Annotated in this window: 22 protein-coding genes, 1 riboswitch and 1 other annotated feature; of the genes, 18 read left to right on the top strand and 4 right to left on the bottom strand. The window is 43.6% G+C overall.

Annotation, left to right across the window (positions count from 1 at the left end):
• Positions 1–9: 9 nt before the first annotated feature.
• The 3 genes from INP51_RS14390 to INP51_RS14380 form a co-directional block, all read right to left on the bottom strand.
• Positions 10–393 carry a desulfoferrodoxin family protein gene (locus tag INP51_RS14390; RefSeq protein ID WP_193735469.1) on the bottom strand — a complete coding sequence of 128 codons (384 nt, stop codon included), beginning with the start codon at positions 391–393 and terminating at the stop codon, positions 10–12.
• Between the two features lie 153 nt (positions 394–546).
• A complete protein-coding gene (locus INP51_RS14385; RefSeq protein WP_193735468.1) occupies positions 547–1,581 on the bottom strand; it encodes a M42 family metallopeptidase in 1,035 nt (344 codons plus the stop codon).
• Positions 1,582–1,630: 49 nt separating this feature from the next.
• Positions 1,631–2,311 (bottom strand): energy-coupled thiamine transporter ThiT, encoded by a 681-nt coding sequence (locus tag INP51_RS14380; RefSeq protein ID WP_193735467.1) that lies wholly within the window; start codon positions 2,309–2,311, stop codon positions 1,631–1,633.
• A gap of 42 nt (positions 2,312–2,353) precedes the next feature.
• Positions 2,354–2,459, bottom strand: a riboswitch (TPP riboswitch).
• Positions 2,460–2,576: 117 nt separating this feature from the next.
• Between INP51_RS14380 and INP51_RS14375 the strand changes: the two genes are divergently transcribed.
• The 7 genes from INP51_RS14375 (at position 2,577) to INP51_RS14345 (ending at position 8,153) form a co-directional block, all read left to right on the top strand.
• Entirely contained in the window at positions 2,577–3,275 is a 699-nt protein-coding gene (locus INP51_RS14375) for a glycosyltransferase family 2 protein (RefSeq protein WP_193735466.1), read from the top strand.
• A gap of 13 nt (positions 3,276–3,288) precedes the next feature.
• Positions 3,289–3,534: a hypothetical protein gene (locus INP51_RS14370; protein WP_193737394.1), complete on the top strand. Its 246-nt coding sequence runs from the start codon at positions 3,289–3,291 to the stop codon at positions 3,532–3,534.
• On the top strand, positions 3,518–4,021 hold the full coding sequence (locus INP51_RS14365) for a DNA-deoxyinosine glycosylase (RefSeq protein ID WP_193737393.1): 504 nt from the start codon (positions 3,518–3,520) through the stop codon (positions 4,019–4,021). Before INP51_RS14370 ends, INP51_RS14365 begins: the two co-directional genes overlap by 17 nt.
• 94 nt (positions 4,022–4,115) lie before the next feature.
• Positions 4,116–4,466, top strand: a complete 351-nt coding sequence (locus tag INP51_RS14360; protein WP_193735465.1) for a metal-sensing transcriptional repressor — start codon at positions 4,116–4,118, stop codon at positions 4,464–4,466.
• A gap of 21 nt (positions 4,467–4,487) precedes the next feature.
• A complete protein-coding gene (locus INP51_RS14355; RefSeq protein WP_193735464.1) occupies positions 4,488–5,276 on the top strand; it encodes an Mrp/NBP35 family ATP-binding protein in 789 nt (262 codons plus the stop codon).
• A gap of 141 nt (positions 5,277–5,417) precedes the next feature.
• A complete protein-coding gene (locus INP51_RS14350; protein ID WP_193737392.1) occupies positions 5,418–5,645 on the top strand; it encodes an HPr family phosphocarrier protein in 228 nt (75 codons plus the stop codon).
• Positions 5,646–5,771: 126 nt separating this feature from the next.
• Positions 5,772–8,153, top strand: a complete 2,382-nt coding sequence (locus INP51_RS14345; protein ID WP_193735463.1) for an ATP-dependent DNA helicase — start codon at positions 5,772–5,774, stop codon at positions 8,151–8,153.
• Here the strand turns inward: INP51_RS14345 and INP51_RS14340 are convergent.
• Positions 8,144–8,860 (bottom strand): histidine phosphatase family protein, encoded by a 717-nt coding sequence (locus tag INP51_RS14340; protein ID WP_193735462.1) that lies wholly within the window; start codon positions 8,858–8,860, stop codon positions 8,144–8,146. The two genes, INP51_RS14345 and INP51_RS14340, sit on opposite strands and share 10 nt — an antisense overlap.
• 109 nt (positions 8,861–8,969) lie before the next feature.
• Positions 8,970–9,169 (top strand) — a binding site (T-box leader).
• 58 nt (positions 9,170–9,227) lie between these two features.
• On the opposite strand from INP51_RS14340, the gene thrS reads away from it, so the two are divergent.
• From thrS to INP51_RS14285, 11 genes are all read left to right on the top strand, one after another.
• Complete coding sequence (gene thrS / locus INP51_RS14335; protein ID WP_193735461.1) at positions 9,228–11,135, top strand: threonine--tRNA ligase; 1,908 nt, start codon at positions 9,228–9,230, stop codon at positions 11,133–11,135.
• 38 nt (positions 11,136–11,173) lie between these two features.
• On the top strand, positions 11,174–11,488 hold the full coding sequence (locus INP51_RS14330; RefSeq protein ID WP_193735460.1) for a DUF1540 domain-containing protein: 315 nt from the start codon (positions 11,174–11,176) through the stop codon (positions 11,486–11,488).
• Positions 11,489–11,827: 339 nt separating this feature from the next.
• Complete coding sequence (gene infC / locus INP51_RS14325) at positions 11,828–12,322, top strand: translation initiation factor IF-3 (RefSeq protein WP_193735459.1); 495 nt, start codon at positions 11,828–11,830, stop codon at positions 12,320–12,322.
• Between the two features lie 30 nt (positions 12,323–12,352).
• On the top strand, positions 12,353–12,550 hold the full coding sequence (rpmI, locus tag INP51_RS14320; protein WP_193735458.1) for a 50S ribosomal protein L35: 198 nt from the start codon (positions 12,353–12,355) through the stop codon (positions 12,548–12,550).
• Positions 12,551–12,576: 26 nt separating this feature from the next.
• A complete protein-coding gene (gene rplT, locus INP51_RS14315; RefSeq protein WP_193735457.1) occupies positions 12,577–12,936 on the top strand; it encodes a 50S ribosomal protein L20 in 360 nt (119 codons plus the stop codon).
• A gap of 325 nt (positions 12,937–13,261) precedes the next feature.
• Complete coding sequence (locus INP51_RS14310) at positions 13,262–13,600, top strand: helix-turn-helix transcriptional regulator (RefSeq protein ID WP_193735456.1); 339 nt, start codon at positions 13,262–13,264, stop codon at positions 13,598–13,600.
• Between the two features lie 221 nt (positions 13,601–13,821).
• Positions 13,822–14,994: an NAD(P)-dependent malic enzyme gene (locus INP51_RS14305; protein ID WP_193735455.1), complete on the top strand. Its 1,173-nt coding sequence runs from the start codon at positions 13,822–13,824 to the stop codon at positions 14,992–14,994.
• A gap of 20 nt (positions 14,995–15,014) precedes the next feature.
• A complete protein-coding gene (locus tag INP51_RS14300) occupies positions 15,015–15,452 on the top strand; it encodes a GatB/YqeY domain-containing protein (protein WP_193735454.1) in 438 nt (145 codons plus the stop codon).
• Positions 15,443–17,275, top strand: a complete 1,833-nt coding sequence (locus tag INP51_RS14295) for an ABC-F family ATP-binding cassette domain-containing protein (RefSeq protein WP_329602310.1) — start codon at positions 15,443–15,445, stop codon at positions 17,273–17,275. The genes INP51_RS14300 and INP51_RS14295 overlap by 10 nt, the downstream gene beginning before the upstream one ends.
• A 148-nt stretch (positions 17,276–17,423) precedes the next feature.
• On the top strand, positions 17,424–20,978 hold the full coding sequence (nifJ, locus tag INP51_RS14290; protein ID WP_193735453.1) for a pyruvate:ferredoxin (flavodoxin) oxidoreductase: 3,555 nt from the start codon (positions 17,424–17,426) through the stop codon (positions 20,976–20,978).
• Positions 20,979–21,181: 203 nt separating this feature from the next.
• Positions 21,182–21,964, top strand: coding sequence for an SseB family protein (locus tag INP51_RS14285; protein ID WP_193735452.1), 783 nt, complete (start codon positions 21,182–21,184; stop codon positions 21,962–21,964).
• Position 21,965: the final 1 nt, after the last annotated feature.

Genomic DNA, 21,965 nt, shown 5'->3' with positions numbered 1-21,965 from the left:
CACCAGATATTAGCAGTCTGCTTTCCAAAGTCCATGAAGGTTGCAGTATTCAAAAGCAGCAACTGGTTTATCACCTTCTGCAAGTGCAAATGTAGCAATTGGTTCATCTTTTGGAGTAAGATGCTTCATCTCTCCGCCCTTTTCTGTCTCAAGATAGATCCACATAATGTAGTGTTCCTCAGTCATTGGATGAAGTGTTGAACCAACTTTCACGGTGACCTTGTTCCCGTCTACTGTGATAACCGGTACATGTTTTTCTGTTGCTGCATCCGTAGTATTTGCTTTCAGTTCCGTCATAGGATCTCCACAACATACAAGAGTTCCGCCGCCTTCATACACCATGGACACAATATTTCCGCAATGTTCACAACGATAAAATTTTGTTTCACTCATAAAAATACCTCCTGATATTTGAAATGTAAATTAGATATACAGTTAGTTTCGAAACATTTAAAAATATATTGTCGAAATCTAACTATTTAAGCTCATTATACTTAAAATTCATGAAAATTACAAGAGCCAAGGTAAAGATTTCCAATGATATATTTATGATATTTCTGTGATATAAGCCATCACCAGATTGAAGGTTCCCTCCAATCCCTTCTCATGCGTTCTCTCGAGGCCGTGGGATGCACGGACACCCTGACCAATTAAAGCACCTCGAATGTCATGGCCGCCTCGAAGTGCTGCGGAGACATCGGAACCGTAGTGTGGGAAGATATCGATGGCATATTTGATGTTATGATCTTTTGCCAGCTGAATCAGACGGTTTGTCATGTCATAGTCATACGGACCGCTGGAATCTAGTGCACAGATGGACACACTATATTCGTCACCATTTAGATCTGCACCTAACGCACCCATATCGACAGCCAAAAATTCCCTGATATCTTCTGGAATAAAAGAAGCCCCGTGACCAATTTCTTCGTAATTGCTGATCAAGATCTTCAGTGTTCGTTTCGGGGTGATCTTCTCTTTGGAAAGTTTTTTCAGAACAGTAAGAAGCACTGCTACTGAGCCCTTGTCATCAATATGGCGGGTTTTGATAAATCCGCTCTTCGTGTGGACAAAACAAGGATCCAGACTGATAAAGTCTCCGGACTGGATTCCCAGAGCCTTTATGTCTTCCTTGTTTTCAACTTGTTCATCAACGGTCACGATCATATTTTTTGGTATACGTTCCAGAGTCCTTGCTTCATCGTATGTATGTACCGACGGCATTGTCGTGGAGATAGTGCCTGTATAGACTTTTTTGTCCCTTGTATGAATCTTGCAGTAAGCTCCTTCAATTGCCTCCATCAGATAACCGCCAATTGGGACAAGGTTTAAGGTCCCGGTATCATTGATGGAGCGCACCATGGCACCTAAAGTGTCCGTGTGAGCGCTCAAGCCCAAAACTTCTTTGTTTTCTCCGGGGACCGTGATAATAAGTCCGCCCTTTGCGGTGAGCTCGCATGAATAACCAAACTCAGAGATCATACCTTTCACGAAGTTTATCACCTCATATGTGAAACCGGATGGACTTGGAATGTTGACCAGTGTTTCCAAGGTGTCAACAATATAGTTTACTTCATTAGCCATATTCTTTTGCTCCTTTTTCGTGTTATAATACCATTTCACGTTCTGAACGTCAAACATTCTCGAGAGCAATTCGCTTTACCTGCTTTATAGCTTTGGTGACTGCTGGTATCAAGATGAAGATGACAGTCAGAACACCTTCTGCAAGGATATAGCTGTAGTTGTAGATAATCGGATATAGAGAAGCCAGTGTTTTTGGAAAGTTATCAGGCATGTAATCCATCCAGTACAGATATCCGCCAAGGGCGTGGAAAGCACCTCTTGCGATAATTGCAACAAGGTAGCCTTTGATGAGGCCATGCTTCTGATTGCGGAAGAATCCGGCACAGCCCAGGGCGGCGAAAGCAAGCACGTAGTCACAGCACACCTGGAAGAATGACAGGACATACGGTTCCTGGATAAACTGCAGAAGTCCGTAGGCAAAACCGACCAGGATTCCTGTCCCGGGTCCATACCAGTTTGCGATAAGAACGATAAAAAGCATAGAGAATAAGGTGACAGTGCCTCCGAAAGGCATTTCAAATAATTTGATGTAAGATGTGAGAAAAGCGAGAGCGATTCCCATTGCACAAAATACCAGTTTTTTTGCAGAGACTGGCTTTTTCTCTGCTTTCTCAAAGTGTTTGCCGGAGATAGCAGCTCCCAGTAGAAACAAAATGATGATTGCGACGATTGTGATGGCATATCCACTGGTGGTTAGTGTTCCTTCAGAGTTTACCATGAAATTCAACATAAAAAATCCTCCTTCATAATTAGTTCGCAGGAGGGGCCTTATCAAATAAGTAGAAAGCTTCCTTACGGCGGCATTAACCGCATCAAGTGATAAGGGTCAGCGGATGTTTCCGCTTTCTCAGCCAATCGGGGCTCCCCTAGCGCATTTTTTTATTATGTCGAGATAAGTATAGTGCAGCTCTGCAAAAAAGTCAATCTGGATTGATTTACTTTTACGACAAGAAATGTTAAACTACAAGAAGAGGCATGAAAGGAATAGAAACGACATGGATAAACTATGTATTATCATCCCGGCTTACAATGAACAGGCCAATGTCGAACAAGTGATAAAGCAGTGGTATCCCGTTGCCGTAGCACATGCCGGAGAGATTGTTGTCATCGATGACGGAAGCACGGATCTCACATATGAGATCCTGCGGTCACAGGAGAAAAAACTGCCTCATCTTACGGTCCTTACAAAGAAAAACAACGGTCATGGGGCTACAGTTCTCTATGGCTACCATTATGCAATAAAAAATCATGCCGATTATATCTTTCAGACGGATTCAGATGGACAGACGCTTCCGGAAGAATTCGAAGAATTCTGGAAAAACAGAGAACATTTTGACATGGTCATCGGATATCGAAAAGGACGTCACGACGGGTGCTTGCGGGTATTCGTGACAAAAGTCTTAAGAGCAGTGATATGGCTTTGCTTTTGTGTTTATGTCAGAGATGCTAACACACCGTATCGTCTGATCAGGGGACAGACTTTAAGACGGTATATTGACCTGATTCCTCCGGGCTTCCACCTGGCAAACGTACTGATTTCTGTAATCTTCGTAAAAAAGGGATGTAAAGTTAAGTGGCTGCCGATTACATTTAGACCGCGCCAGGGAGGAAAGAATTCCATGAACGGAAAAAAGATCGTAAAGATTGGATGTTCAGCCGTCAGAGATTTCTGGAAAATCAACCGATTATTATGAAGAGGTGAGAGAATTGCGAAGGATGGAATTTAAGATGGAGAGACAGGGACTTCTGGAGACAGGCCAGGAAGTCAAGGTGACTGAGAGCCAGCTTCCGACATCCTATTATTATACGATTGTCCCTGCAGTAGCCATGAGCAGAAATTATGCTGCCTTTGAACGCCTGAAGTCCAGGCAAGGTATCGTAAAAGAGATAAATCAGACAAACAGGGGGTTTTATACAATTGTCGAATTCGATGAAGATGATCCCGAGTCGTGACAAGCCAAGAAAAAGACACGAGATTGATCCCGTGTATGATGAAGATTCCAGAATCCTGATTCTGGGAAGTTTCCCCTCTGTGAAGTCCCGTGAGAGCGGATTTTTCTATGGACATCCGCAGAATCGATTCTGGAAGGTGCTTGCCGGGATCTGTCAGTGCGAAACTCCTGGGACTGTGAAAGAAAAAAAGACTTTTTTGTTGTCACACCAGATAGCTGTCTGGGATGTGATTGCATCGTGTACGGTTGAGGGATCCAGCGACAGCAGCATCAGAGATGTTGTGCCAAATGATCTGACCGAGATTCTCAAGATTGCGGATATCAAAAAGATCTGTACAAATGGTGGGACAGCTTTTCGACTGTATCATAAATATATAGAAAATAATACGAAGGTTAAGGCTGTAAAGCTACCCTCTACAAGTCCGGCGAATGCTTCCTGGTCTTTGGAAAGCCTGATCAGTTACTGGGGAGAATGTCTGATTCTATAGGCGAAAAGAGCTTTGGACAGATAAAAAACTAAACTTTGCATCATGGAGCAAAATATTTTTTGCTCCCACACTATAGTATGAGGTGATTATAAAGATGGAAGAATATATATCGCATGAGCCCCATAAACACGTGTTGGAGGACGGGAAGGTTATCGAACATCAACACGATCATGTGCATACACATACACATCAAAATACAAAGGCTGTGCTTAACCGTCTCTCAAGGGCGATCGGGCATATGGAGTCAATAAAGCGCATGGTGGAAGATGGAAGAGACTGCAGTGAAGTTCTGATTCAGCTGTCGGCTGTGAAGTCTGCAATCAATAATACTGCAAAAGTGATCCTGCAGGATCACATTGAGCATTGTATTGTGGATGCCGTGGAAAGCGGAGATATGGAAGCACTTGAGGACCTGAATAAGGCAATCGACAGATTTATCAAGTAAAAAAACAGAGAGGAAAAAATAATGGCAAAAGAGACGAATAAAATGCCGGATCTACATGTAAAACTGAATCCGGATTCAAGTATTAAACATGTCATTGGCATTGTAAGCGGAAAAGGAGGAGTGGGTAAATCGTTTGTCACTGCTTCACTTGCAAATCAGATGGCAAAGATGGGATATCGCGTGGGTATTCTGGACGCAGACATCACCGGTCCTTCAATTCCCAAGATGTATGGACTTCATGGTTCCATCAAGGGGAATGACAGCGGGATGTATCCGGCTGAGGCGGAAAATGGCGTAAAAATTATGTCCGTAAATCTTCTGCTGCAAAATGAAGAGGAGCCGGTGATCTGGAGAGGGCCCATTCTGGTAAATGTTGTGAAACAGTTCTGGAGTGAGGTAGTCTGGGGAGATCTCGATTACTTATTTGTTGATATGCCGCCGGGAACCGGAGATGTTCCGTTGACTGTCTTCCAGTCCCTCCCGGTCGATGGAGTCATCATCGTATCATCTCCCCAGGAGCTGGTGCGTATGATTGTGACAAAAGCGTATAAGATGGCACATATGATGGCAATTCCCGTACTCGGTGTGGTTGAGAATTACAGTTATGTAAAATGTCCGGACTGCGAGAAAAAGATTGAAGTATTCGGTCAAAGCCATATTGATGAGATTGTGGAAGATTTGGGAACAAAAGTCCTGGGAAAGATGCCGATTCGGACAGATTATGCAAATGCTGCCGATGCGGGAACATTTTCCGGCGTATTGAATGAATACGTTGATGATGCACTGACTGCTCTGGTTCAGCTGTCATAAACAGCACGGATAAGATGATTAAAAAGAATGTTTGACAAGAATAAGCGATCGTGCAATAATTGTTATACGATAGGTATATGGTTTTGATTGTATTACCTATCACAAGAAAAGTAAGCAAACGCTTTGGAAAGGGTGATTATGATGGCAGAAAGCAAAATTAAACTGCCGAATGTAAAAGCCGTTGAAGACTTCGTAAGCGCAGCATCAAAGTGTGACTTTGACATAGACATTTTTTACAATCGCTTTATCATAGATGCCAAATCCATTCTGGGTATATTAAGCATGGACTTGTCGAGAACATTGACTGTTCACTGCTATGGCGAAGACCAGGATTTTAAACAAACTTTACAGAAGTATTCAGTGGCCTGACAGGCACAAAAAGAAGGACATAACAGAGGAACATTCGTTCTGTTATGTCCTTCTATGTATCATGCAGGCTTGTGGAAACAACGGGCAGCTTGTACAGGCGCAAGAAGACGCAGGAAAGGTGATAGGATGGAGACAATCCGTATATCCGTGCGGGCATTGGTGGAATTCCTGCTTCGCAGCGGGGATCTAGACAACCGAAAGGACGGGTTTGCCGATAAAGAGGCGATGCAAAAAGGCAGCCGTATCCACAGAAAGATTCAAAAGAGTATGGGGGCTGGTTATCGTCCAGAATGTCCGCTTATCTATGAGAAACAGTTTGATCACTATACTCTGCGGATTGAAGGCCGTGCAGACGGAATCTTCTATAAAGATGGCATGGATGTGATTGACGAGATCAAGAGTACTTATACACTGATCTCGGAGATTACAGAGCCGGTGCCGGTTCATGTGGCACAGGCAAAATGCTATGCCTACATCTATGCCCTTTTGAACCATAAAGAGCAGATGGGGATTCAGATGACTTACTGTAATCTGGAGACAGAGGAGATCAAACGCTTCAACGAGACTTTTTTAATGGCAGAGTTGGACAATTGGTTTACAGATTTGATCTGTCAATACCAGAAGTGGGCAGATTTTCAGTACTTGTGGAGACAGAAGAGGAATGCATCAATGCAGGGGATGGAATTTCCTTATCCATACCGAAAAGGACAGAAAAAGCTTGTGGCAGATGTATATCGCACGATTATCAGGGGGAAACAGCTTTTTGTAAATGCACCTACGGGTGTTGGGAAGACGTTGTCGGTACTTTTTCCGGCGGTCCGCGCAGTGGGGGAGAACAAAGGAGATAAGATCTTTTATCTTACTGCTAAGACGATCACCCGGACCGTGGCAGAAGAGGCGTTTTCAATCTTAAGCGAAAGAGGCCTGCTCTATAAAGTGATTACGCTGACGGCAAAGGAAAAGATGTGTGTCTGTGATGAGGTGGACTGCAGTCCTGAGACATGCCCACGTGCAAAAGGACATTATGACCGGGTAAATGATGCGGTTTTTGAGCTTCTGAATCACAGTGATACGTTATCGAGAGATGTGGTATTGGAGGCGGCAGATAAGGCACAAGTCTGCCCCTACGAATTTCAGCTGGATTTGGCTACATGGGTCGATGCAGTCATCTGTGATTATAACTACGTCTTCGATCCTGTGGTTCGTCTTCGCAGATTCTTTGGAGAAGGCATGGGAAAGGGAGAATATCTCTTCTTGATTGACGAGGCCCACAATCTGGTGGAACGAGGAAGGCAGATGTACAGTGCAGCCGTATATAAAGAGGATTTTCTGGAGATCAAAAAGCTGATTAAGCCTTACGTACACGATACAAAACTTGCAAGGGTGTTGGAACGCTGCAATCGGCAGCTTCTTGCCTTTAAAAGAGAGTGCAGCAAAGATTACCTGGAACTTGAAAATGTCGGAAATTTTCTCCTTTCTATGATGGGGTTGGTGGGAGAACTGGAACGTTTTCTTCAGGATCTGGGAAATGGAGAGTTGAGAAAAAAGATTCTTGAATTTTATTTTTCTGTGAAGTCGTTTGTCAATATCTACGAAATCATGGACGAAAATTATATGATTTATGCCAGACATACGGCAGACGGACGCTTTATGCTGAAACTATTTTGCGTAAATCCGGCGGACAATCTGCAGGAATGTCTGAATAAGGGAGTGAGTGCAGTATTTTTCTCGGCGACACTTCTCCCGGTCCGTTATTATAAAGAACTGTTGTCCGTGAGAAAAGATGATTATGCGGTTTATGTGGAGTCGCCATTTGACCCTGACAAACGGAAACTGATTCTGACGAATGACGTGAGCACGAAATATACCAGGCGGAGCACAGAGGAATATACAAGAATTGCCTCTTATATCTGTCAGACGGTGGGGCAGAAAAAGGGAAATTACATGGTGTTCTTTCCATCTTATCAGATGCTGAAAGATGTAAACGATATCTTTCAGGAGTCATTCTTGCCCAAGGTAGAGGCTGACGGAGGTGTCCAGGTGCTGCAGCAGGTTTCCGGTATGAACGAGACCGAAAGAGAGGCTTTTTTAGATGCGTTTAGCCTAAACAGCACAGATTCAGAGACTCTGATCGCGTTTTGTGTAATGGGAGGAATTTTCTCAGAAGGAATTGATCTGGACGGGGAACGACTGATCGGAGCGCTCGTTGTGGGGACAGGCATTCCAAAATTGGATACGGAACGGGAAATTCTGAAAGAATTCTATGACAGGCGGGGCGAAAAAGGCTTTGATTACGCCTATCGTTTTCCCGGCATGAATAAAGTCTTCCAGGCCGCGGGACGTGTGATACGAACAGATGAAGATACCGGAGTGGTCGTGCTTTTAGACGAACGCTTCCGGTATCGGGAGAACTTGGATCTCTTTCCGCGGGAATGGAAGACATACAGTACCTGCTCCGTCAAAACGATCGCAGATGAGGTAAAAGAATTCTGGGATCGTTACCCCTGAAATGGATCTGTAAAGGATCCGTAGACGGATACCGGTTCGCTATGTAGGAGCAGATGGGAGGTGTCGCCCATCATCTGGCATCGAAAGTATGCTTCACCCGGAGTACGCTCTTCGGTTCCGAGTACAGTGACGGAGGTCGGGGCGAGAAAGAATCCCTGCCATAACTGGTGGGGAGTCACATTGATCAGGTGAGAGACCAATGCACCTGTGATTCCCAGATGGCAGAAACAGACGACAACATCGTCGCGATGAGTATTTTTCTCAGTGAGATAGCGGTATCCATCCCTGCGATATCCGTATTTTACGAGCAGCTCATCCATCTTTGCCGTGACATATTCGTAATTTTCCTTTAGATTTCCCGAGATCATATCCGGGCTTTGGTGCCATCCGTCCAAATCAAACAATTCCGGATGAGTATTGAGATAATCGGATTTTCGATCCCAGGGGAGAACCTGTTTTCCGGTCTGTGGGTCCACAATTGGGGAATCGAACTCTTTTAGCCAGTCACAGGTGACTGCCTTTCGATCTAATTTTTTTAGCGAGGCAGCTGCAGTATCTTGTGCCCGCCCGAGGGGAGAACAATAGATGTCCGTGATGTCCCATCTACTGGTCCGTTCTGACAGATATTCGGCTTCGCGCCATCCTTTTTCTGTGAGAGAATCGATATCGTAATTGGGTTCTCCGTGACGTATAAATATCAGCTTCATTTTTAAAAAACCTCCAAATTCGCCCTTGTGGGCTGTTTTACCTTAAGTATAACTTAAAAAAAACACCTTGACAATGCCAGATGGCGTGTTATACTTAAGCCACATAGAAGACAACACGTTGAGAAGAAGAGTAAATCGTGAAACGTTACAGAGAGAGACATAAAAGCTGGAAGTGTCTTATCGGGAAACGGTTGAAAACTACCTTTGAGTGGCCCCAATTCGGTCCGGTGATTCCGTTATCATCGTAATGAGTGGTTTTTAAAACAATTTGGGTGGAACCGCGAATGTGATTGATGATTCGTCCCTTACAGTATGTATTTTGATACGGCTGTGAGGGACTTTTTTAGTTAAATAAAGGAGGATGTATATGATTATAACATTGAAAGATGGATCAAAAAAAGAATATGACAAGCCGTTGTCCGTGATTGATATTGCAAAAGATATTAGTGAAGGACTGGGAAGAATGGCTGCCTGTGGGGAAGTCAACGGGGAAATTGTGGATCTCCGTCATGAAATCGACCGGGATTGTACCCTTGCTATCCATACACCTTCAGATCCAGAAGGACTGGCTGCATATCGCCATACAACTTCACATATTATGGCACAGGCAATTAAGAGATTATATCCGGATGTAAAGCTGGCAATCGGTCCGTCGATCGCCGATGGATTTTATTATGACATTGACAGTGAAGAGCCGATTACTCCGGAAGATCTGGCTAAGATTGAGGCAGAGATGAAAAAGATTATAAAGGCGGCCTATCCGATTCAAAGATTTACGAAACCAAGGGATGAGGCGATTGCCTTTATGGAGAAACGTAATGAGCCATATAAGGTAGAGCTGGTTGAGGATCTTCCAAAAGGAGAAGAGATCAGTTTCTATGAGCAAGGAGAGTTTGTAGACCTCTGTGCAGGACCGCATCTGATGAGCACAAAGCCTGTGAAGGCCTTTAAGCTCACAAGTATCGCCGGTGCCTACTGGAGAGGAGATGAGCGCAATAAGATGCTCACTCGTATCTACGGAACTGCATTTCCAAAGAAGGCGGATCTGGAAGAGTATCTGAACAAGATTGAAGAGGCAAAAAAACGTGATCACAGAAAACTGGGACGTGAGCTGGGCCTTTTTATGATGAGTGATGAGGGTCCCGGGTTCCCGTTTTTCCTTCCGAAGGGAATGGCACTTAAGAATGCTCTTTTGGATTACTGGAGGGGACTCCATGTGAAGAATCATTATGACGAAATTTCGACTCCTGTTATCTTGAGCAGATCTCTGTGGGAGACATCCGGACACTGGGATCATTACAAAGATAACATGTATACTACAAAAATTGATGAGGAAGATTACGCAATCAAACCGATGAACTGTCCGGGATCCATCCTGGTCTATGAATCGGAACCGCGTTCTTACCGTGATCTTCCGCTGCGTCTTACGGAACTTGGTCTGGTACACCGCCATGAAAAGTCAGGCCAGCTGCATGGGCTGATGCGTGTCCGCTGTTTTACACAGGACGACGCTCATATCTTTCTGACACCGGAACAGATGAAGGAAGAAATCAAGAAAGTTGCAAAACTTATCGACGAGGTTTACAATCTGTTCGGTTTTAAATACCATGTGGAGCTTTCTACTCGCCCGGATAACAGTATGGGCAGTGATGAAGACTGGGAGATGGCAACCGATGCTCTGCGTGGTGCTCTTGATGAGATGGAGACCGATTATCTTATAAATGAAGGTGATGGTGCATTTTACGGGCCGAAGATTGATTTCCATCTGGAGGATTCGCTCGGAAGAACTTGGCAGTGTGGGACCATTCAGCTTGATTTTCAGCTGCCGCTGCGGTTTAACCTGGAATATACAGGAGCGGACGGCGAGAAACACAGACCGATTATGATTCACCGAGTTCTTCTCGGATCGGTGGAGCGTTTTATCGGAATTCTGATTGAACACTATGCGGGAGCATTTCCGACATGGCTTTCACCGGTTCAGGTAAAGGTTTTGCCGATATCAGAAAAATATGAAGAATATGGAAACCAAGTCCTTGACAAATTGCAGAACGCCAAAATTCGTGCAGAGATTGATCTGCGTTCTGAAAAGATCGGATATAAGATTAGAGAGGCACAAAATCAGAAGGTTCCATATATGCTGATTGTCGGTGCAAAAGAAGAGGAAGACGGATGTGTATCTGTCAGAAACCGCAGAAAGGGCGATCTGGGACAGAAAGAACTGGAAGGTTTCATAAAAGAAATAAAAGAGGAAATTCGAATAAAAGCGAATGATTAAGTCAATACTATCTCCGTATATAAAGGAGGTAGAGACTTATGACAGTATTAAATTGTTCCGCTGCAACCTGTGCTTACAATGTTGATGAGCTCTGTTCAAAAGGAGAGATCAAAGTAGGCGGTGCAAATGCACACGATTCGGATCAAACTTCATGCGAGAGCTTTATTGAGCGCAAAGAAGGTTCTATGAGTAATAGTGCAAGCTCAGGATGTACAACCATAGGTATTGACTGCGAAGCAGAAAACTGCAGCTATAATGAACAATGTAAATGCGTTGCGGGTGCCATAAATGTCGGAGGCAATGAGGCTTGTACCAGCGACGAGACCAGATGCAGTACATTCACACAAAACTGATGATGCCAACTATTCAGCCATAAGCTCGTTTTTGAGCTGCTGCGCTTTGCGCATGGCTGAATAGTAACAAAAAGTGCTTGACGGCTGACTTCAACTATGATATTATAAGCGAGTATGAAAACAAAGAAGAGTATCCACTCTCACCTTAGCGCCTGAAGCGACTAATGGTTAATAAGACGATTGAATGGACTACATATGTCCAGATACGTAAACGGTGGATAGTCTGACTGACTATCTTTTTTTATGCTGTGACAAGCCTATATTAAGATGGAATTTCATAACAAGAGCGAAGTGTAAACAAGGAAAATATTATGGAGGTGTACAACAATTAGCGAATTAATGATTAACGAACAGATACGTGACAGAGAGGTCCGTCTGATCGGTAAAGATGGGGAACAGTTGGGTATTATGTCTTCCAGAGACGCCTATGGAAAGGCACAGGAGGCGGGGTTGGATCTGGTAAAAATTGCTCCGAAGGCGAAACCGCCTGTCTGCAAGATCATCGATTATGGAAAATATAAGTATGAACTTGCCCGTAAGGAAAAGGAAGCCAAGAAAAAGCAAAAAACGATAGACATCAAAGAAGTACGTCTGTCACCAAACATCGGCGCCAACGATCTGAATACAAAAGTGGGTGCAGCCAGAAAGTTTATTTCCAAGGGAAATAAAGTTAAGGTTACTCTGCGTTTCAGGGGCCGTGAGATGGCACATATGAGCAATGGGAGACATATCCTTGATGAATTCGCTGAAAGTCTGTCTGATATCGCTTCGGTTGAGAAGGCACCTAAGGTTGAGGGCAGAAGTATGACCATGTTTTTATCAGAAAAACGTTGAAAGATACGTTGCTTTTAGGAGGAAGTTAACATGCCAAAAATGAAGACAAACAGAGCGGCTGCAAAGCGCTTTAAGACAACAGGAACAGGCAAAATTATGAGAAACAAAGCATATAAGAGCCATATCTTAACCAAGAAATCTCAAAAGAGAAAGAGAAATCTTAGAAAGTCTACTGTTCTTGATGCAACAAACGTAAAGAATATGAAGAAAATCTTACCGTATTCGTAAGAGGTTTTCAAGGAGGAATATAAGAAATGGCAAGAGTTAAAGGCGGAGTGAACGCTAAGAAAAAACATAACAGAACTTTAAAGCTGGCAAAGGGGTACAGAGGTGCCAGAAGTAAACAATATAGAGTTGCAAAACAGTCAGTGATGAGAGCACTGTCCAGTTCTTATGCAGGAAGAAAGCAAAAGAAGAGACAATTCCGTCAACTTTGGATTGCACGTATCAATGCGGCAGCACGTATCAACGGCCTTTCATACAGCAAATTTATGTATGGATTAAAACTTGCCGGTGTAGAACTCAACAGAAAGGTTCTTGCTGACATGGCAATCAATGATAAAGATGGTTTTTCAACACTTGCAGAACTTGCAAAATCAAAGATCGCTGCATAAATAATCACTTCCCGGAAAGCTTATGTTTCCGGGATTTTTTTCATTAAAAGGATAGCAAATTATAAAACCACTGGTCAAATCTCCAGTGGTTTTATAATCTCCAAAAATAAGAAAGCTCCGTAACTAATGGGGAAATGTCTCGTAATTATCACTCATATGAAGTATATAGTTCACGCTCTTATTAACATCTATCGTTTATCATTTAGTCAACTACAATAGATTTATAATGTATGTCTAAACAGGACTCCATCCGGCACAAACGAACCTTTGTGCATTGACATCTTAGTTTACTACAAAATACACGAAAAAGAATGGGGCATAAATTATGAGAGATACAGATGTTATTGAACATATCAAGGAGCTTTGTGCGGAACGCAAGTGGTCGTATTACCGTCTTGCAAAGGAATCCGGACTTCCTTACTCCACAATTAACAACATGCTGCACCGGACGAATATACCGACAGTTCCCACACTTCAGAAAATGTGTGATGCCTTCGAGATTACTTTATCAGATTTCTTTTTGGAGGGCATAAAAGAATACACGCTTACCAATTCTCAGACAGAGCTGCTGGAAATTTACAAAAATCTTTCCAAAGATGACAGGCGAATGCTGATCGCCTATGCCAAAGGCCTTGCAAAACTACTTGATGCACCGAAAAAATAGCCGCGGCGAAGGGACAGATTTATTAGTCTTTTTTCGAAAGTATAACTGTGTTCAGATTGGCACAAACAGATATTACAGCCGAACAATTTGATTTTTGGATTGCAATTCATTACTCGAAGAGGTATGATAAGAATATAACAATCTTTGGCTGCTATGACATACGGACAAAGTTATATTAACAGAAGCTAGAGGCTTAAGGGAAAGCCGGAAAGGGACTAATCATGGATGTGAAAGAAAAGGCATTATTGCAGCACGAAAAATGGAGAGGAAAAATTGAAGTTACAAGCAGAGCAAAGGTGGAAACTCCCGAGGATCTGTCGATTGCATATACGCCGGGTGTTGCCGAGCCCTGTCTTCGTATCGCCGAGGATAAGGATTTATCCTACAAGTACACACGCCGTGGCAATATGGTAGCCGTGATCACTGACGGTTCTGCAGTTCTGGGCCTTGGAGATATCGGGCCGGAAGCGGGCATGCCAGTTATGGAAGGAAAGTGTGTACTGTTTAAAGAATTCGGCGGTGTAGACGCATTTCCTCTCTGTGTGAGGACAAATGATGTGGATGAAATTGTAGATACAGTTGCATTACTAGCAGGAAGCTTTGGCGGTGTGAATCTTGAGGATATTTCAGCACCAAGATGCTTTGAGATTGAAAAAAGATTAAAAGAACGCTGTGATATTCCGATCTTTCACGATGATCAGCATGGTACAGCGGTGGTGACGGCGGCTGCTATGATTAATGCCTTAAAACTCGTGGGAAAAGACATTTCAGATATTAAAGTTGTCACCTCAGGAGCAGGTGCAGCAGGTATAGCGATCATCAAACTACTGGTGAGTCTGGGACTGAAAGAGGTCATCATGTGTGACCGAAAGGGTGCCATCTATGACGGAAGGGAAGGCCTGAATAAAGAAAAGCAGGAGATGGCCAGAATATCGAATCTCGAGAAGAAAAAGGGAACTCTGGGAGAGATGCTCAAGGGAGCAGATGTATTTATCGGGGTTTCAGCTCCAGGGACTGTGACAGAAGAGATGGTAAAAAGCATGGCTCCTGATCCAATCCTGTTTCCGATGGCGAATCCGGTACCGGAGATTATGCCAGATCTCGCAAAAGAAGCAGGCGCAGCCGTGATTGGAACAGGCAGAAGCGATTTTCCGAATCAGATCAATAACGTTTTAGCATTTCCGGGGATCTTTAGAGGAGCCTTAGATGTTCGCGCGAGTGATATCAACGATGAGATGAAAGTGGCGGCAGCATATGCAATTGCCGGCCTAGTTGATGAAAAAGAATTGAATGCCGACTATATCATCCCGAATCCATTTAACAAAAAAGTGGCTCCTGCTGTTGCCGAGGCAGTAGCGAAAGCTGCAAGAGATACAGGAGTAGCCCGGATATAGGTTGGTTTGGAGGTTTAGATATGGAGTTTGAAGAGTTAAGGGCTGAAATGATCAAAGCAATGAAAGCTAAAGACAAGCCAAGAAAAGAAGCGATTTCTTCTCTGGTATCTGCCGTGAAAAAGGCAGCAATTGATGAAGGAAACAGAGACAATATTTCCGAGGAGCTCGTTAACCGTGTTATTTTGAAGGAACTGAAAACAGCAAAAGAACAACTTGACACCTGCCCGGATTCCAGGGCGGATTTAAAGGCTGAGTATCAGTTTCGCTGCGATGTAATCAGTGAGTATGCTCCAAAACAGATGAGCGAAGAGGAAGTTGAGAGATATATGAAAGACAGATTTGCGGATGTGATTGCAACGAAAGATAAAGGTAAGATCATGAAGAAAGTTATGTCTGACATGAAGGGGAAAGCCGACGGAAAAGTAATTAATCAGGTGGTCACGAAGCTTTGCAGGTAAATATACTTTCGATGGAGCACATCACAAAATCTTTCAGTGATCGAATTTTGCTCGACGATATCGGTTTCGGCCTCCAGGAAGGTGAAAAGGTTGGCGTGATCGGTATCAACGGGATGGGAAAGTCAACTCTTTTAAAGCTGATTGCGGGCATTGAACAGCCAGATGATGGTGAAATTACTAAGGGTAAAAATATCAGGATCGGATACCTTTCTCAGACTCCGGTATTTGAGAAAGACGAGACATTACTTGGCCTTGTTTCAAAGAGGAATCCGAAAACCCCCGAGGAATTCACAAAAGAGAGCGAGGCAAAGGCCATGCTTGCAGCTCTGGGATTTACAGAATTTAATCAGAAATTAAGTGAGCTGTCAGGTGGGCAAAGGAAGAGAGCTGTACTCGTTGAGACTCTTTTAAATCCTGTCGATATCCTCATTCTTGATGAGCCGACGAACCATCTGGATGATCAGATGTCTCAGTGGCTTGAGGACAGGCTGATCGGATACCGTGGAACACTCATCATGGTGACCCACGACAGATATTTTCTGGATCGTGTGGCGACGCGAATCGTGGAGGTGGATCGGGGATCACTCTATAGTTATCCGGGAAGTTATTCAAAATATCTCGAGCAAAAGGCTCAGCGCCTGGATATCGAACAGGCATCTGAGAGAAAACGACAGAGTATCTTGACGACAGAATTAAAGTGGCTGGCCAGGGGGGCACGTGCGAGATCTACGAAACAAAAAGCGCATATCCAAAGAATTGAGGACATGCAGAACGTCAAGACTCCTGTTCTGGATGAAAAACTTACTCTTTCGTCTGTGAGTTCAAGGCTAGGAAATACGACGATTGAGGCGGAGCATCTTGCGAAGTCATATGGTGGTAAACTGTTGTTTACTGATTACAGCCATATTTTTTTGAAGGACGAAAGAGTTGGAATTACAGGACCCAATGGATGCGGAAAAACCACGCTTTTAAAGATCATTCACGGGGATATTGAACCAGATCATGGATTGGTAACGGTCGGTGCGACGGTGAAGATTGGATATTTCGCTCAGGAATATGCTCCTATGAATGATGATTTGAAGGCGATCGAATATGTTCGGGAGGGCGCTGAATATATTCAGACAAAAGAGGGTAAAATTACAGCGTCGGCCATGATGGAACGATTTCTGTTCGACAGCACAATGCAGTGGACAAGGATTGAAAAGCTATCCGGCGGCGAAAAGCGAAGGCTGTACCTTTTACGCATCCTTATGGATGCCCCCAATGTTTTGATTTTGGATGAACCGACCAATGATCTGGATATTCCAACGCTGAATGTGCTCGAGGATTATCTGGATAATTTTGATGGGATTGTGATTGTTGTTTCTCACGATAGATATTTTCTGGACCGCGTGGTGCAGCGAATTCTTGCTTTTGAGGAAGAGGGAAAGATTCGCCAGTATGAGGGCGGCTATAGTGATTATCTGATCGCGAATGCAGACAGACGGCAGCAGGATGAGCGTTCTGTGGGCAAAAGCCTGTCCGAATCTGAAGAGACATCGATAAGGAAGAAAAGTACGGAAAAACCAAGACATAACCAGAAACTCAAGTTCACATTTAAGGAACAGAGAGAATTTGAGACGATTGACACAGAAATATCATCATTGGAAGAGCATATTACAAAAACAGAAGACCAGATCCAAAATGCAGCAACCGATTTTGTAAAGCTGAATGAACTATCAGAAAAAAAGGAAAAGCTTGAGAAAGAATTGGAAGAGAAGACAGAAAGATGGATTTATCTGACTGATCTTGACGAAAAAATCAAGGCACAGTCTTCGAAATGATAATTTTCATGTGATTTATGTATTTTTCCTGAAACATAGGCTCAGGATTATAGACACACTGTCTAAGGAATGCTATAATAAAAATACTGTCAGGTGACAGTTTCAAGTACTGTTAATAAGATTCAATTATACAAGGAGGATTTCATATATGGCAAGAAAGATGAAGACCATGGATGGTAATCATGCTGCAGCACACGTCTCATATGCTTATTCTGACGTAGCGGCAATTTATCCGATTACTCCATCATCTGTTATGGCTGAAGCTACAGATGAATGGGCCACCCAGGGCAGAAAAAACATGTTCGGACAGGAAGTTCGCGTGACTGAGATGCAGTCTGAAGCAGGCGCTGCAGGTGCAGTACACGGAGCACTATCGGCAGGTGCACTGACAACTACTTACACAGCTTCTCAGGGGCTGCTGCTTATGATTCCAAACCTGTACAAGATCGCCGGCGAAGGACTTCCGGCTGTTTTTGATGTGTCGGCACGCGCCGTTGCAAGCCATGCATTATCAATTTTTGGCGATCACTCGGATGTATATGCATGTCGTCAGACCGGATGTGCCATGCTCTGTGAATCCAGTGTTCAGGAAGTTATGGATCTGACACCGGTCGCACATGGTGCGGCAATCAAAGGAAGTGTTCCTTTTATCAATTTCTTCGATGGATTCCGTACTTCTCATGAGATTCAGAAGATTGAGACCTGGGATTACGAAGATCTTGAAGACATGGCCGACAAAGATGCAATCAGTCAATTCCGTCGTAACGCTTTGAACCCGAATCATCCGGACCAGCGCGGATCTTCCCAGAACCCGGATGTATTCTTCCAGGCAAGAGAAGCATGTAATTCTGCTTATGATGCACTTCCTGAGATCGTGCAGGAATACATGGACAAAGTAAATGAAAAGATTGGAACAGACTATAAACTCTTCAATTACTATGGCGCACCGGATGCTGAGCATGTAATTATTGCTATGGGTTCGGTATGTGAGACCATTGACGAGACCATCGACCATCTGATGAAGGCAGGAGAAAAGGTTGGCGTTGTAAAGGTTCGCCTGTACAGACCATTTGTTGCAGAAGCACTGGTTAACGCCATTCCGGATTCCGTTAAACAGATTTCTGTTCTTGACAGAACAAAAGAACCAGGATCAATCGGTGAGCCTTTATATCTTGATGTTGTTGCTGCATTGAAAGAAACAAAATTCGATCAGATCCCGATATTCACAGGACGGTATGGTCTGGGATCAAAAGACACTACTCCTGCACAGATTGTAGCTGTTTTTGGTAATCATGAGAAGAAGAGATTTACAATTGGTATTGTAGATGATGTGACACATCTGTCTCTCGACGTAGAGGAAGGTCTTGTAACTACACCGGAAGGTACAATCAACTGCAAGTTCTGGGGACTTGGTTCGGATGGTACCGTAGGTGCGAATAAGAACTCCATTAAGATCATTGGCGATAATACGGATATGTATGCGCAGGCTTATTTTGACTATGATTCAAAGAAGTCGGGCGGTATCACGATGTCTCATCTGCGTTTCGGAAAGAAACCAATTCAGTCAACGTACCTGATTCACAAAGCGAACTTTGTGGCATGCCATAATCCTTCCTATGTTGACAAGTACAATATGGTTCAGGAACTGGTAGATGGCGGTACATTCCTTTTGAACTGTCCATGGGATGCCGAAGGCCTGGAAGAGCATCTTCCCGGGTCTATGAAGTCCTATATTGCAAATCACAATATTAAGTTCTACGTAATTGATGGTGTTAAGATTGGTATTGAGGTAGGCATGGGACCGACTCGTATCAATACAATCCTTCAGTCTGCGTTCTTCAAACTGGCTGATATCATTCCTGAAGATAAGGCAATCGAACTGATGAAAGCTGCTGCAAAGGCGACTTACGGACGTAAGGGTGATGATATTGTTCAGAAGAACTGGGCGGCTATTGACGAAGGTGCAAAACAGGTGGTAGAAGTCAAGGTTCCTGAAAGCTGGAAGAATGCTGACAAGGAAGATGGAATTCATCTGACACATGCCGATAAGGGCAGAAAAGATGTTGTAGATTTCGTAAACAATGTTCAGTCCAGAATTAGTGCTCAGCAGGGTAATGATCTGCCGGTATCTGCATTCATGGATTATGCAGACGGATCCACGCCATCAGGCTCTTCTGCTTATGAGAAACGTGGAATCGCTGTTAATATTCCTGTATGGCATCCGGAAAACTGTATCCAGTGTAACCGATGTGCATATGTATGTCCGCATGCAGTCATCCGTCCGTTTGCACTGACAGATGAAGAGGCAGAGGCTGCACCGGAAGGTATGCAGACACTGCCGATGATCGGTATGAAAGAATACAAATTCGCAATCACTGTATCTGCACTTGACTGTACAGGTTGTGGTTCCTGTGCGAACACATGCCCTGGCAAGAAAGGTGTGAAAGCACTTACTATGGAGAGCTTTGAAGAGAACGAAGATTGTGCAAAATACTCTGATTATGCGATCGATCTTCCTCTGAAAGAGGACGTCCTTGAGAAGTTCAAGGCAAATACTGTAAAGGGGAGTCAGTTCAGAAAACCGCTGCTTGAGTTCTCAGGAGCATGTGCGGGCTGTGGTGAGACACCATACGCACGATTGATCACCCAGCTGTTTGGTGACAGAATGTATATTGCCAATGCAACAGGATGTACTTCTATCTGGGGCAACTCTTCACCTTCAACCCCCTATACAACGAATGCACAGGGACATGGACCGGCATGGTCGAATTCATTGTTTGAGGATAACGCAGAGTTTGGATATGGTATGTTGCTTGCTCAGAATGCGATCAGGGCCGGACTGAAAGAGAAGGTCGAGTCTGTCATGAATGGTGAAAAGGTTTCTGATGAAGTGAAAGCTGCATCCAAAGAATATCTGGATACATTCGATGTTGGCGCAACGAACGGTGATGCCACAGATAAACTTGTAAAAGCCTTAGAGGGCTGCGATTGTGACTGCGATGTACGCAAAGACATCCTTGACAATAAGGATTTCCTTGCTAAAAAATCTCAGTGGATCTTTGGCGGTGACGGATGGGCTTACGATATTGGATACGGCGGTGTTGATCATGTTCTCGCAAGTGGACAGGATATCAACATTATGGTATTTGATACGGAAGTTTATTCTAATACAGGCGGTCAGTCATCGAAGTCTACACCGACAGGAGCTGTTGCACAGTTCGCTGCAGGCGGTAAGGAGACAAAGAAGAAAGACCTCGGCGGCATGGCTATGAGCTATGGTTATGTATATGTAGCACACATCGCTATGGGAGCTGATTTCAACCAGACCGTTAAGGCTCTTACAGAGGCTGAGGCATATCCGGGACCATCACTGATCATCGCTTATTCTCCATGTATCAATCATGGTATTAAGATGGGAATGGGCAAATCACAGATGGAAGAGGAAAAAGCAGTGAAAGCTGGTTACTGGAATAACTACAGGTTCAATCCTGCTTTGAAAGAAGAAGGAAAAGCTGCATTCATCCTCGACAGTAAAGCGCCTACAGAAAGTTATGAAGACTTCTTAAACGGAGAAGTGCGTTACAATTCTCTGAAACGTGCGAACCCTGAAAAGGCTGAGAGACTCTTTACTCAGTCCGCACAGGATGCAAAAGAGAGATATGAATATCTGCAGAAACTGGTTACTCTTTACGGAGAGGATTAATCGGATAATAGTATGAAGCAAAAAAGATCTGTCAAAAATGACAGATCTTTTTTGCTCTGGAAAGTAATCCTGTATCATATGATAAGGTTTACCATAATTTGCTTTTATGGTATACTTAAAGAATCAGTTTTGAAAATAAAAATATATTGATTCGAAAAAAATCAGATATGCGGGGGGAAAATATGTCCATAGATAATACATTTATGATTAAGAAACTGCAAAGACTAGAAGAGATGCTGGTTGCTTTTTCTCAGTTCACAAGGATGCCATTCGTAGAGTGCGATGAGGAAACTTTCGATGATCAGATTCATGTATTTGCAGATGCCACAAAGATACAGGAATTTGCAAAATCTTTCCTTGAGGATAAGATTCTTCTTGCAGGTGTGAAAGTGCCAGTGGAGCAAAAGAAATCCTTTTTAAATTCCCTTTATTCAATCGGTGTCAATGCTGTCATGTTCCATGACGGAGATTCGATCACAAGGATTCAGCTGCAGGATCTGATCAGGCAGCCGGATTTCGAGAACTTGTTGAAGGAGAAGATACCTGTGATGAATCCTTCTCTTCAGCTTTCGGCACTTTATTTTATACAGGAGCTGAGACGCCCGGTACAGCATGATCAAGTGCAGCTGCACGACATGGAAGAGGAAATGATCAGAGATATCGCCAAATCGAGATTTATCATGGGTTTGGAAGTGGAAAAGAAAGAAGGAGATTCAAAGGAAAAGATCCGTATTCCTTTTGTAAAAGACAAGGATGAGAATATACTCCAGCCGATATTCAGTGATTTTGCGGAATTTCAGAAACATTATAAACAAAAGGCATTGAAGATGAAACTTGCGCCCCTGACACTTGCGCAGCTTTCATCTTATCTGATCGAAGATTCAAAGGGATTTGTGCTAAATCCATCTGGGTTTAATCTTCCTCTTTCAAAAGATCAGATTAATATGATAACAGATAATTTTCAGGATCTCATTCCGGAAAATTAAG

Source organism: Blautia liquoris (assembly GCF_015159595.1).
In the GTDB taxonomy this organism is placed as follows: domain Bacteria; phylum Bacillota; class Clostridia; order Lachnospirales; family Lachnospiraceae; genus Novisyntrophococcus; species Novisyntrophococcus liquoris.
Note: the sequence above shows the minus strand (reverse complement) of the source record. Positions and strands in the feature narration are given on the sequence as shown.